This window comes from Synechocystis sp. CACIAM 05, from assembly GCF_010222815.1.
GTDB lineage: Bacteria > Cyanobacteriota > Cyanobacteriia > Cyanobacteriales > Microcystaceae > Synechocystis.
Window position 1 is genome coordinate 1,450,982 of record NZ_CP019225.1, and the last position, 13,508, is coordinate 1,464,489.

General features: G+C 45.9%; 9 protein-coding genes and 3 pseudogenes. 6 read left to right on the forward strand and 6 right to left on the reverse strand.

What is annotated here, in order from left to right:
* From BWK47_RS06905 to BWK47_RS06920, 4 genes and pseudogenes are all read left to right on the forward strand, one after another.
* A pseudogene (locus tag BWK47_RS06905) lies at positions 1–109 on the forward strand (IS5/IS1182 family transposase); the annotation flags it as partial.
* A gap of 18 nt (positions 110–127) precedes the next feature.
* Positions 128–328: pseudogene (locus BWK47_RS06910) on the forward strand (hypothetical protein); the annotation flags it as partial.
* Between the two features lie 139 nt (positions 329–467).
* Entirely contained in the window at positions 468–1,820 is a 1,353-nt protein-coding gene (locus BWK47_RS06915) for a YncE family protein (RefSeq protein WP_237269902.1), read from the forward strand.
* Positions 1,821–2,078: 258 nt separating this feature from the next.
* A pseudogene (locus BWK47_RS06920) lies at positions 2,079–2,889 on the forward strand (Rpn family recombination-promoting nuclease/putative transposase).
* Positions 2,890–2,933: 44 nt separating this feature from the next.
* Here the strand turns inward: BWK47_RS06920 and mnmE are convergent.
* From mnmE to ffh, 6 genes are all read right to left on the reverse strand, one after another.
* Complete coding sequence (gene mnmE, locus BWK47_RS06925) at positions 2,934–4,304, reverse strand: tRNA uridine-5-carboxymethylaminomethyl(34) synthesis GTPase MnmE (RefSeq protein ID WP_162328097.1); 1,371 nt, start codon at positions 4,302–4,304, stop codon at positions 2,934–2,936.
* 89 nt (positions 4,305–4,393) lie between these two features.
* Positions 4,394–7,111: a cation-transporting P-type ATPase gene (locus BWK47_RS06930; RefSeq protein WP_162328098.1), complete on the reverse strand. Its 2,718-nt coding sequence runs from the start codon at positions 7,109–7,111 to the stop codon at positions 4,394–4,396.
* Between the two features lie 198 nt (positions 7,112–7,309).
* Positions 7,310–7,747 (reverse strand): hypothetical protein, encoded by a 438-nt coding sequence (locus tag BWK47_RS06935; protein WP_162329633.1) that lies wholly within the window; start codon positions 7,745–7,747, stop codon positions 7,310–7,312.
* Positions 7,748–7,995: 248 nt separating this feature from the next.
* Positions 7,996–9,282 carry a bifunctional folylpolyglutamate synthase/dihydrofolate synthase gene (locus BWK47_RS06940; RefSeq protein WP_162328099.1) on the reverse strand — a complete coding sequence of 429 codons (1,287 nt, stop codon included), beginning with the start codon at positions 9,280–9,282 and terminating at the stop codon, positions 7,996–7,998.
* 34 nt (positions 9,283–9,316) lie between these two features.
* Positions 9,317–10,426 (reverse strand): fatty acid desaturase family protein, encoded by a 1,110-nt coding sequence (locus BWK47_RS06945; RefSeq protein WP_162328100.1) that lies wholly within the window; start codon positions 10,424–10,426, stop codon positions 9,317–9,319.
* A gap of 350 nt (positions 10,427–10,776) precedes the next feature.
* Positions 10,777–12,225, reverse strand: coding sequence for a signal recognition particle protein (gene ffh / locus BWK47_RS06950; protein ID WP_162328101.1), 1,449 nt, complete (start codon positions 12,223–12,225; stop codon positions 10,777–10,779).
* A 218-nt stretch (positions 12,226–12,443) separates the two neighbouring features.
* Here ffh and BWK47_RS06955 point away from each other — a divergent pair, with 218 nt between their 5' ends.
* Positions 12,444–12,692, forward strand: coding sequence for a YgiT-type zinc finger protein (locus BWK47_RS06955; protein ID WP_162328102.1), 249 nt, complete (start codon positions 12,444–12,446; stop codon positions 12,690–12,692).
* A complete protein-coding gene (locus BWK47_RS06960) occupies positions 12,685–13,422 on the forward strand; it encodes a hypothetical protein (protein WP_237269904.1) in 738 nt (245 codons plus the stop codon). Before BWK47_RS06955 ends, BWK47_RS06960 begins: the two co-directional genes overlap by 8 nt.
* Positions 13,423–13,508: the final 86 nt, after the last annotated feature.

Here is a 13,508-nt window from a genome sequence, read left to right on the forward strand (position 1 = left end):
GTTTGGCCGCTATCGTCGTTTAAGCAAGGATTATGAATATTTACCTACCACCAGTGAGACAATGCTCTATGTTGCCATGGTTCATCTCATGCTTCAAAGGCTTGCTTAAAACTTTTCAAACACTTTCTTAGAGGCAATGGTCAACTATGTTAAAGAGAATGCTGACGTGGCGGCAACGTTGAAATCCATAGACCTAGAAAATCAAACCACCAACTACGGTCAAGACTGTCAGGTAACGTTTGAGCGAAAACCTTCCCCCAAGCCCCTTGGCTGGGCTGGCCCCGCCGAACCGCTTCAATTCAAAGCTATTAATTGTCCAAGGGAATAATTCATTACCAAACGGCGATCGCCCGTAAAATTTGGATATGTTTTACCTAAGCACTCCACAAGTATGTATGCACCAAAGATTAATGAACCAAACTCGTTTTGTCCAAGTTCTCATAGTGTCAATATTCCTAGTTTTCGGAATGGCGATCGGACTGCAGCAGTTATCTGCACAGCCAAAGATGACGCTTTCAAGAATCCCTCTAGAAGACAAGTTGTATGAGCCTGCAGGAATGGCATTTAGACCTAATCAATCCAACCAACTGTGGGTAGTCAATCATGGCAATGACTCAATCGCAACTTTAACAAATCTTGGAGAGTCTAATCTAGAAGTATCAGTTAAAAGTGATGCCTACGCTGAGCATTTTCTAGCCAAACCAACCGGCATTGCATTTGGTTATGATGACACGTTCGCAGTCTCAAATGACTCGATCAACGAGTTACGGGGAATGAATTTCATCAAAAATCCTGAGCGAAATAAAAATTTTGTTAGTAACCATTTCATGGGTCCTACTTTGTTCTCGGCAAGCACCTATGCTTTGGCTGGACAAACTAAGAAATATCTAGAAGATTGGCCGCAACCTGGGAACGGACATGATCCAGACCGTGATTTGACTCTTTCACAAGGATGTCCTTTAACTTATTGGAATTCTAGCGTTCAGCAATGTTACTGGCCGCGTGAAGGGAGCCACTTGGATATGTTGCATGAAAGTCCGTTAGCCATGGGAATTGCCCATGACAAGGGTAATGCCTATTTCTTGCTAGATGGCTGTGGTAGTCGAGACAGCAATAAGCAGTGCTTGGGTAATGGGCATTTAATGCGCTATGACTTTAACCGAGATCACCAGGAAGGTAATGGTTTTCATGGCGATGGCATTGTTTGGCGTTACCCAGAAATTGATTTCAAACGTGACAAAGATATACCTAGCGGAATGTTGGTGCTAGATGATTGGCTCTACTTTTCCAATACTGGTATGGGCAAAGTTGAGAGAATAGCTACTACGGAGGGAAATGTACAAACCATTGTCAAAAGTTGGTCAGATCAATACGATAAAGGACAAGTTGGCACTGGAATAATTAGCTGGGAAGATGTTAAAAGTGTCTCAATGGATGGAGATGAACCAGAGGCTATTAGTAACTGGGTAAGAACTCATGGAGATCTTGCTAAGATAGCGGAACTTGGCCAAGCTTGGATTCCTCCTATGGAAGTTCTTGCAGAATATTCTTATGTTTACAATGTGCCTCAGGAAACTTTTATTTCAGAAAATTGGCTAGACAAACCTTCGGGACTTGCTAGCGATGGAAAATCTCTTTTCGTTGCCGACTACAGCTCTGGGTGGATTGCCGCTTTCGATTTGAAAACTGCAAAATTGGAATGGAGATATCAGTCAAAGCTTAATAGTATTTCAGGGCTGGCATTTAATCCTAATAAATCTCATGAACTGTATATTTCGGATCGTGATACTAATTCTCTTTACCAGTTAAAGTGGAACTAAAATCACAAGAGATAGAAAGCTCTTGGCGATACGGATGCCTGATCGTAAGCACTCCAAACTCAAACAGTTTGCGAAGTCTAGGGGAATCAGTGTGAATAAGTTGGTTGAGGAGCTTTCAAACATTACTTTGACTGAATTTGATGCTTATAATCATTTTCGGTTAATGGCAGCCCGGGGTAACATCGGGGTAACATCACAGAAGGTTTAAGGCTTTTGGGTAATTTTAGATGGATTCGATTAGACCCTTAGAATTTGGGTATGTTTGACAATCTGTGCAAATTTCTGGCCGAATCATTTTCCGAAGACTATGCTGCCTGGTTGCTGGGACGACCAATCAAATTGACCAAGCTCAGTCCAACGGAATTATCCCTGGAGCCAATTCGGGCTGACTCCCTAATTTTGGAGCAATCGGAAGACTTGGTTTTACATTTGGAATTCCAAACGGAACCTGACCCCACTATGTATGGGTTTTCGGATGTTGGACTATCGGGTGAGAGTTTACCGCCGTTTCCCCGAGAAAACGATGCACCAATTCGTTATCTACCTGAAACGTAGTAACAATGATTTAGTTTATCAGGATAGTTTTCAGGTGGGGGAGACTGTGCATCGTTACCAAGCGATTCGGCTCTGGGAACAATCATCGGAAGCATTTCTCCAAAGCCCAGGGCTATTGCCCCTAGCGGTATTGACGCAGACTTCTGACCCCGCATTAAAATTGAGGGAAGTGGCGACTGCATTGGAACAGATTGAGGATAATCGAGTTAAAGCAAATCTCATGGCAGCAACTTCTGTTTTTGGAGGAATCCTGCTGGCCCCTGAGCTGATCAAAACGATTTTAAGGAGTGAAATTATGAAGGAATCCGCTGTCTATCAAGAAATTTTACGGGAAGGGGAACAACGAGGCTTACTCAAGGGCAAACTGGAAGGGAAACTAGAGGGTCGGCTCGAGGGAAAACTAGAAACTATACCTCTGTTGAAAAAATTGGGTCTTACGATCGCCGAAATTGCCAAGGAGTTAGATATTGATGTTGAACTAGTTAATCAGTTTGTCGCTAACCAAAATAATTAAGGATTTATAGTGATTATCCTTTGGCATATAGGCTGACTAGCCCATCATTTGCCGATGCAAAAACGGCTAAAAATACGGTCTAAGACTGATTCTGTTACCGTTTCCCCTGTCACTTGCCCAAGGGCATTGATAGCCAAACGTAAATCAATAGTCCAAAAATCTAGGGGTAACTGTTCCGCCATGGTTTGTTGCAATTGCTTGAGCGCCAGTTGAGCTTCCGTTAAAACAGCCTCTTGCCTTTGGTTAATGGCAAAGTCCAAATTTTGCGGTGATAAATTGGTTTGATTTACTTGCTCAATAATGGCATTTTCCAAAGCTTCAATGCCTAGATTAGCGGCGGCGGCAGTTAATACTGTGTTGGTGATTTCTGGTGGATAACTGACCAAATCAGCCCGGCCTAAATCAATTTTGTTAATGACTAAAATCAAAGGGCGGTCTTTGACTTGCTCATAAATCAATTGATCCGCTTCTGTCCAACCCTGGTGGGCATCCACCGTCAGCAAAACTAAATCCGCCTGTTGGGCCGCTTTGCGAGAGCGTTCCACTCCGATTTGCTCCACCTGATCCGCTGTTTCCCGTATTCCTGCCGTATCCAATACCTGGATGGGAATGCCCTCTACTAAAAGTTGGGATTCCACCACGTCCCTCGTCGTGCCCGGTAGATCTGTGACGATCGCCCGGTCGGTGCGGCTCCAGGCATTGAGCAGACTAGATTTTCCCACGTTGGGCTGTCCGACAATGGCCACTTTTAAACCCGTGCGCAATAATTCCCCCCGCTGGGCTGTGTTTAAAATGTCCTCCAATTGTTGGTACAAATTCTGCAATTGCTGACGAATTGAATCTTCATCCAGGGGCGGTAAATCGTCTTCAAAATCAATGCGGGCTTCTACTTCCGCCAAAATATCTAAACAGGTGTTACGCAAATCCCGAATCGGTTGGGCTAATTTGCCCTGTAATCCCGCCAAGGCGATCGCCGCTGCCTGGGGAGATTGGGCCCCCACCAATTCACTAATGCTTTCCGCCTGGGTTAAATCCAACCGACCATTGAGAAAGGCCCGGAAACTAAATTCCCCCGGCTGGGCTAGCCTGGCCCCCTGTTGCAAACACAGTTGTAAAACCTGTTGCACGGGCATAATGCCGCCATGGCACTGGAATTCCACCACGTCTTCTTTCGTGTAGGAACGGGGCGCTAGCATCAATAGGAGTAGGGCTTCATCGATCGCCGCTTTGGTTTGGGGATGGCGCACATGGCCGTACAAAATGCGATGACTTTCCCAAGTTTGGTTGCCCGGTGCATCGAATAAAGTTTTGGCAATGGTGAGGGATTGTGGCCCCGATAGTCGCACCACCCCGATGCTTCCCTGCTGGGGCACAATGGCCGTGGCGATCGCCGCAATAGTATCTTCTAACTGCATTGCCTAGTGTCAAACAAAATTTTGGATTCCATCGGCTTAATTTTAAGGTTTTCGTTACTACGGCAGGTACTACAAATCCCCAACAGTGGTTAAGGATCAAGGCGGTTAGCCAGAATGGCCACGGGCACCATGGGAATCATAGGTAGTAAACAGATTGCCCACTGTTGCCAGTCCATGGGAGCAGTTTTGAACAATATATTCATAAATGGCAGTTGACTGAAACCAATTTGTAAGGCGATCGCCACCGCAATGCCCAGTAACAGTATGGGGGCTTTGGTAATGGTTTGACGTTTACCCGTCACATAGCCCAGAAAACTACGCCCTAACTGGCTAATGCTGAGCAGATAAATCACCCTAGCGGCCACCAGGGCTTGGATGGCCATAGTACGAGCTAGGGCCAAGTCGTCATAGGTGCGATTAACCCACTCGAACATGCCAAAAATTAGAATCCAATTGAACAGGGATACCAGTAAAATGCGGTGCAGTAACTTTTTGGTAATTAGGGGTTCGTTGGGATTGCGGGGAGCCTGTTGCATAATGCCCGGTGATTTGGCTTCAAAGGCTAGGGGCACAGTCATGGTGATGGAGTTGATCATGTTTAACCACAACACCTGCAGGGAAAGAATGGGCAAATTCAACGCCAGTAAAACACTGATCAAAATGGTCATGGACTCCCCGCCATTAACCGGTAGCAAAAAGGCGATCGCCTTACGGAGATTTTGGTAAACGGTGCGTCCTTCTTCCACCGCCGCTTCAATGGAGGCAAAATTATCGTCCGTGAGCAACATATCAGAGGATTCCCTAGCCACCTCTGTGCCCCCTTTACCCATGGCAATGCCAATGTCAGCCCGTTTTAAAGCGGGAGCATCATTTACCCCATCCCCGGTCATGGCGACAATGTGACCCTTCTCCTGTAAAGCTTCCACCAGTTGTAATTTTTGGGCTGGAGCTACCCTGGCAAAGACACAACTTTCTTCACTGGCCTGGGCTAGTTCTTCTGGACTCATAGTGGACAATTGCCGTCCTTCAAAAGCAATGGCATCCTCCCCCTGGGCAATGCCCATCCGTTTGGCGATCGCCTGGGCGGTGCTGATGTGGTCGCCGGTGATCATTTTGACCTGAATGCCAGCGTTATGACAGGCATGGACTGCGGCAATGGCCTCCGGTCGGGGCGGGTCAATCATACCCTGTAGGCCTAAAAATACTATCCCCGTTTCAATGTCCCCATGGTCAATGGCATGGTGATGGGGTTCCACTGCTTTTTGGGCAAAGGCCAGCACCCTTAACCCCTGCTTTGCCATCTGCTCAACATTTTGCTCAATCTCCCCTAGGTCGATGCCAACCATTTGACCGTCATCGAGGAGCATGGCGTCACACCGTTGCAGTAACGACTCCACCGAGCCTTTGACGTAAATCATGCGCCCGTCGCCATCGTGGAGGGTAGCCATATATTGATAATCCGATTCAAAGGGAATGGAATCTAAACGAGGTTTTTGCCCTGCTAAACCGGCTTGACTGAAACCAGCCTTGGCCGCCGAAGCTAACAACGCCCCCTCTGTGGGATCTCCTACCACAACCCAATCATCCCCCCGATGTTCCAGTTGGGAATCGTTACAGAGAATGCCAGTGAGTAAACATTCTGCTAACACTGGCGGTAAGTCATCCAACAGGGTTTTATCTTCCTCTCCGGCCTGCACCTGCCAAAATTCCCCCTTGGGGCTATAGCCCCCACCACTGACTTCATAATCTTTTCCTCCGGCATACACCGCTTGCACTGTCATTTGATTTTCCGTCAGGGTGCCGGTTTTATCGGAGCAAACCACCGTGGCACTACCCAACGCTTCCACTGCGGGCAATTTGCGGATAATGGCGTTACGTTTGGCCATGCGATTCACCCCGATCGCCAAGGTAACGGTCACCACCGCCGGTAAACCTTCGGGAATGGCACTGACGGCCAGGGCCACCGCCGCCTCAAACATATCCTTGGGACTACCACCCCGGCCCCAACCCACTGCAAAGGTAAATGCGGCCAAAGTCAGAATTACATAGAGCAAGGTGTGGCTAAATTTGGCAAACTTACGGGTCAAAGGGGTCATGAGGCTGACCTGCTTTTCCATGGATTGGGAAATTTGCCCCATTTCCGTGGCATTGGCAGTAGCTACTACCACCCCGCTTCCTTGACCAAAGGTGACGAAACTGCCCGCATAGGCCATATTTAACCTTTCTGCGAGGGGGGTTTCCTCCGGTAAAAGTTCCACCGCTTTTTCCACGGGCACTGCTTCCCCTGTGAGAGCTGACTCATCAACCTGGAGATTACGCACTTTTAACAGCCTTAGATCCGCTGGCACCTTATCCCCCGAAGCGAGGGAAACAATGTCACCGATGACTAAATCCTGGGAAGGAATCCGTAGATTTTGCCCATCTCTCAACACTGTGGCTTCTGTTGTTACTGCCTTGGCCAAGGAGGCGATCGCCCCTTCTGCTTTCGCTTCTTGGATGTAACCAATGATGGCATTGACTAGGGTAACTCCCCAAATCACCCAGGCATTAGTCCAAGAACCGAGAAAAGCTTTAACTGCACCCGCAATGAGGAGAATATAGAGCAGAGGTTGGTGAAATTGCAGCAAAAAGCGCAACCAAGCCGGCTTTCCAGGTTTAAATTTCAATTCGTTGCGGCCATATTGTTCGTAACGCTGGGCCACCGCCTCCGCTGTCAGACCTAAACCTGGATCGGTGTGCAAATCTGCAAGAATGTCTTCCCCTGGTCGATGGTGATGGAGGTAAGAACTTAAGGCGGGGAAATCCATACTGATTTGGGGGCAAAGGAAACGTCCCCATGGTATCAACTGGACCGAAAAGAACCAAAATTACTGCACGAAAAATCCCCCACTAGGCAGGGAGGACTTAAAAAAACTGTCATGATCAGGCAACGCACTAACATCAGGCGATCGCCACTACAAACCGACATCAATCCCGGCAAATTTAAACTCTGCCATGGTGATTAATCAATCCTCTCCTATTTCTTCTCCAATGCAGGTTCCACTACCAAATAATAAATATTGATGAATTGAATTAGAAGCAATTACACTGCCACTGGCTTTTGCTAGAAATGTTCTACCTTCAACGTATTCGTCAATGGTTGTTTCTTCCCCATAGACATCAAAAGTTACAACTTTTTTAGCTCCTGAATAACAACTTAAGTTGTCCGTTAATTTTGGCTGTTTTTTGTTGAAAACTTCCCCTTGATCAATCACACACATACCTCCACTAAAATTAACCCAGTGTTGTCCTTCACTGTCAGAAACTTTTATTTCATGGGCGAATTTATACTCATCAGCAAAGGGGCCTTCCACCACATTTTTACGAAAAATTTCTTCTCCCCCGGAAAAGCATACTAAAACCGGAAGATTTTGGTCTTGGGACGAAGCATTTGCTACTGCCATGGTAGGTTGATTTCCCAGCAGGAAAATAGTGATGGGAAGAAGAACAAAATAAATAAGTAGTTTAATCAATTTATTTATCCTATAAATTAATAAAAGCTTGGCAACAATTAGTTTCCCTGCATTATCCTTGGCGCAGGGGCGATATGGCTCAGCGAAATGTCCACGGGGACCAGGGGCGTTAAGCGGAATAAACCGATGATAGCAATAATATGAATCGGATTAAATTAGGGCAGAATTTCTAGAAATAATTAGTGGGAAGACTGTAATTTTTTTAAAAAGTAGCCCACTAAATAAAGGGAACCGCAGAGAACAGTCAATTGCTTAGAATTTTCGTTGGTTTTCTCTAAACTTTCTAGGGCTGTAAAACAATCATTAAACAGTGTAACCTCCTTTAACTCCGGCATAATTTGCCATGCTAACTGCTCCAACGTTGGTAAATCCCCGCTGTCATGGTCGGGCACTGGCACTAATAACAGGCGATCGCCGGGACGAAGTAAATGCTGAAAAATTTGGTCATGTTCCTTGGTGCTGAGCATACCCATCACCCAGGTAATGGTGGGTGGATAATTATCTGATCGATCAACTAACCCATGGGTATAGTTTGCCAAAGCTTTGGCCGCCGCCGGATTGTGGGCCCCGTCTAAAAGGATTTTTTGTCCGTTGTAGTCCACCCACTGCAATCGTCCAGGCCAGACTGCTTTAGCCATGCCTCGTTGGATCATCTCCAGCGTTAATTTGTCCCAACCCTGCTGTTTTAATTCCTGCAAAGCGGCGATCGCCAGGGCCGAGTTTTGTAGCTGAAAATCTCCCAATAGGACCAGGGGATACTCAAAACCTTGCCAGCTAGCCCAGGGTTGACCATTTTTTTCCGTGGCAATGGCGGGGGCAATCCAATAATCGGGGCAATGTAATTCGGCAATGCGTTCTTGAAAAACTTCCTGCGCTTCTGGGGGTATGTTGCCTAAAAATACCGGCCTCTGGGCTTTGAGAATGCCAGCTTTTTCCCTGGCAATGTGGGCTACGGTGGGTCCCAAAACCTGCCAGTGTTCCCTACTTAAAGAAGTAATAATACTGAGCAAACAAGGTTCTGGGACGTTGGTAGCATCCAGTCTGCCCCCCAGCCCCACTTCCATCACCGCAATGTCCACCTCTGCCTGGGCAAAATAGAGCCACACCGCCGCCGTAAACACCTCAAACAAAGTCGGGCGATCGAGACTATCCGCCGAGGCGATCGCCGTTACTTGTTGCAATGCCCCGATTAAACTAGCGTCATCAATGAAACTGCCATTGAGCCAAACCCTTTCCCGCCAATCAATTAAATGGGGAGAAGTATAGCGGCCCACCTTATAGCCAGCCTCCGCCAACACACTGGACAGATAGGCACACACCGATCCCTTACCATTGGTGCCACCCACATGGACATAGGGCACTTTTGCCTGGGGATTGCCCAACTTGGCCAGTAGGCCATGGATGCGCTCCAGACCCAGATTAACGCCGGCGGTTTTATAGGGTTCCAGTAGGGTGTTGATGTCCATGGCAGGTAATATCAGGGGAATTCGGTCAATGGCGCTAAACCAAAGTAGTTACTTTTGCCTGGGTTAAGTCAGGATGATTTTTCGGCAACGGGCAGGCGATCGCCTCACCGCCGTTGTAGCCCACTAGAGTTGTTTCCCCTTGGTAGTGACGGGGAGTTTTCAGTAACATTTGCCAGGCTTCTTTGGCGGTCAACAAATTCATTTGCCCAGGATAATGGGTTTGTAGCAAATCCTGCACCAAAGGATAATAATCGGAATTTACGTCGGGAAATAAATGGTGCTCTGTGTGGTAAGAAAAATTAAAATGTAAGCAATCAAATAACTTGGGCATCCGCAAAGAAACACTATTCACCAAAGGATCATTAATATCCGTCATCGGGCAAGCCAAATGGTTAGTGTAGATATAAAACATGCCCATGGCATGACCCAGGAAAATCGGCAAAAAGTAGCCTAAAATGACTGGAATTAATTGAAATTGTAAGTAAAACAAAATGCTTAAATGCACTGCCACTATGGCTGCTAATTCCAACCAAATTCTTTGCCGATCTTGGGCTTTAATCGTAAAAGCAGCCGGAACAAAATCGGCATTACCACCAGTGAAGAAAAGTACGGAAATCAGGTTGCGAAAATTATGTACACCCCAGGCAGTACCCATGCCAAAAATTAACCAAAGGGTATTAACTTCTCCCGAGGGAGCAAACAGGTGATGAATCCATTTTCCCCAGGTTTTGGGCTGTTCGTGCAGATAATTCCGGTCAGGATCCCGTAAACTATTGGTGTTATTATGATGAACCTGATTATGGAGCGATCGCCACTGACTAGGGGGCATCCACCAGAGGGAAAGACCTAATAAACTAATCAGGTAAGAAATTTTAGAACGTTTTTTGAGCACACTACCGTGCATCAAGTCATGGCTACCGAATAAAAATACAGTGACGCTATTACCCATTAATAGGGCCATGGGCAAAAATAACCAAAGCCATTGCCCAGGCCACTGATGGAGATGACGAGCGATGGTTAGTCCCGCAACATAAATACCTAGGTTTAAGCCTAAAATAACTAATTTCTTGGGAGCGGCTTGGAATGCTTCCGGTGGCAAAAGAGGACGGAGTTTTTTTACGTATTCAGATTGAGCAGTGAGCACCAGGAATAATCCCTAAAAGTTAAACAAAGCAATTTCAGTGTAAATGATTTTACCTGTTTTGGGAAAATTCCCAGCCGATGCAAAGTGTTAAGAAAACTTTAATGGCTTCCTTTCCTTTGGTATATGAAAATAGTAAAATCTGAATTTAATTTTGCCTGAAATAGTTAAAATCAGTCATTTTTATCAGGATTTTTGACAACAGGCTTAGGCAATACAAAATGTTTGCAGATAAGCTCAGTAAATCTTATTAACCCCCCCTAATTTTACAAAAAAGTCAAGCCAAAACTTGCCCCTCATTGTCTATGGAGTGATCAATTTAGACAGCGGAATAAGACTGGGCACATAAGGCATTAAAGCTGGCCAAAACCTTTTTTCTTCTTTTTCTTTTTCGGTTTACCGCCACCACCTTTGTAACCCCGGAAACCTGGGCCTGGTTGACCGCCAAACATCCCTCCCCCCATGCCTGGCATCGCTCCCATCCCTGGCATACCTCCAGGCATTCCTCCCATGCCCATTTGTTGCATCATGGTCCGCATCTTGGTGAAATTGGTGATTAGCTTAGATACATCGGTTTCACTGTGCCCTGAACCTTGGGCTATGCGGCGACGCCGACTGGGGGATTTAGCCAATAAGTCGGGATTCTTCCTTTCCTCCGTGGTCATGGAACTAATCATGGCTTCGGTGCGCTTGAGTTCCTTTTCCCCTTTTTCGATGTCGCCACTGCTGAGCTTATTCATGCCGGGAATCATTTTCAGCAGACCCCCTAGGGAACCCATATTCTTCATGAAGCGCATTTGCTTAATGAAGTCATCAAAATCAAAGGTGGCTTCGAGAATCTTGTTCTGTAACTTCTCCACGTCCCCGACATCGATCGCCTCTTGGGCTTTTTCCACCAGGGTCAGCACATCCCCCATGTTTAAAATCCGACTGGCTAGGCGATCGGGATAGAAGGGTTGCAGGGCTTCCACTTTTTCCCCCACCCCGACAAATTTGATTGGCTGACCGGAAATTTGCCGCACCGATAGGGCCGCACCGCCCCTAGTATCCCCATCTAATTTGGTGAGAATTGCTCCGGTAATGCCAATTTGCTCGTGGAAAGTGTGGGTTAAATTAGCCGCCTCTTGCCCCGTCATGGCATCCACCACCAGCAGGGTATCGTCGGGCTTAACAACCTGTTTGATTTGGGCCAACTCCGCCATCATTTGGGGATCAATCTGCAAACGACCGGCGGTATCGATTAAGACCGTATCGACTCCCAATTCCTTGGCTTTTGCCACCCCTTGGCGGGCAATTTCCACCGGGTTGGCATCACTGCCCAGGTCAAACACAGGCACATCAATCTGTTGTCCCAGAGTTTTTAGTTGGTCAATGGCTGCGGGGCGATAAACGTCCGTGGCCACCATCAGGGCACTGCGCTTTTCCTTGCGGAGATAGAGGGCTAATTTGGCCGTGGCGGTAGTTTTCCCGGTCCCCTGTAAGCCGGCCATGAGGATAACGGTGGGAGCTTGCTCTGCTTGAGCTAGGGGCACGTTGCTTTCCCCCATCAGGTTGACCAATTCGTCGTACACAATTTTGATGAACTGTTGCCCAGGGTTAACCCCACTGATCACATCCGCACCGAGGGCTTTTTGCTCCACGTCTTTGATAAAACCCTTGACCACCTGGAGATTCACATCCGCCGCCAACAGGGCCCTTCTGACTTCCTGCAGTGCCTCTTTGATATTGCTTTCACTAATTTTGTCCTGACCCCGGAGCTTTTTCCAGGCATCTTCAAGGCGATCGGCTAAGGCATCAAACATAGACTTTTAACGGCGGGACGGAACTTTAACGATTTGTAACCAATTCAACTGTAGCAAAGGGTTGCCCTGGCCAGAGAATCTGATCGGTCCCATCCCCTAACCATGGGCAGACTCAGGCCTCTCCTCCCCAATGGCGATCGCCATGTAATTTGGTTTAGATACCCACCTCAACAATCCAGTAATGACCTTGCTGATCACTCGAAGGAGAGAAACCAATAATGGACAACGAAACTCTGGTTGAAAAAAGGGTAAATTACACCCTTAGTTTAAATGGTCGGTTAATTCTTATTGAAAACGTCCCAGCACGGGTTAATGAAGAAACTGGAGAGCAGTTTTTTTCGCCAGCAACGGTAGAGTGTTTACAACAGACTGTTCTAGACAATCAGGAGCCGGATCATTTTATTCAAATTCCGGTTTATAGTTATTCAGAAAATCAAATCATCCCTAATAATTACGAAAATGGATAATTCAGAGCAATGGTACACAAGAGAAGAAAGAGAATTATTGCATAAAGCTCGCTATTTCTCAGGTTCCCATAATTATTTTTTTGAGTTAAAGGTAGCCAAAAATGGCTCAAAATATATTGTTATCGATCAACGCAAGAAGGTTGGAGACAAGTTTGTAGGATCAAAAATAAGAATTTTTGAAGATGAGATGTTGGAGTTTGAGCGTGTATTACATCAACTTATAAGTATCGCTTCTGGACAAATGCGTGTTTCTGCTGATAACTTGTCTCAATCAAGCTCTATAGAAGTAGAATTCAAAGACCTTTCGTGGGAAAATAACTCAGATATCTGCCCTAATTATTTTCCGATATTAACTACTACTAATAACTGGGAAGAGTTTGAAAAATATACCTTTTTATTATTAAAGTCACTAGGAATTGTAACTATCAAAAGTTTTCTTGGAGAAAAACAAGCTGGTAAGGCGGATGGATTTTTTCGGACTACTAATCTTTCAGTCATTTATGACTGTACCTTGGCAAAGGGAGACATTGAAACTCTTAAAAGTCAACAAATCATTAATTACTGTAGTCAATTGAAGCAAGGCAGAATAGAGTTTTCAGATAGAATAATTGAAGAATTTCATGAAGATCATAAGCAAGTTTGGATAATTAGTCGTCAACACTCTCGAAAAATTCAAGCAATTAATTCCATAGAAGTTATAGTCATTTCAATTAACGATGAGAGAATTTAATGTAAAATTATGGGGTGTACAAAATGAACAGGTTTAAACAATGGCTTACAGTTTAGATTTAAGGCAAAGAGTAGTAGCTTATATAG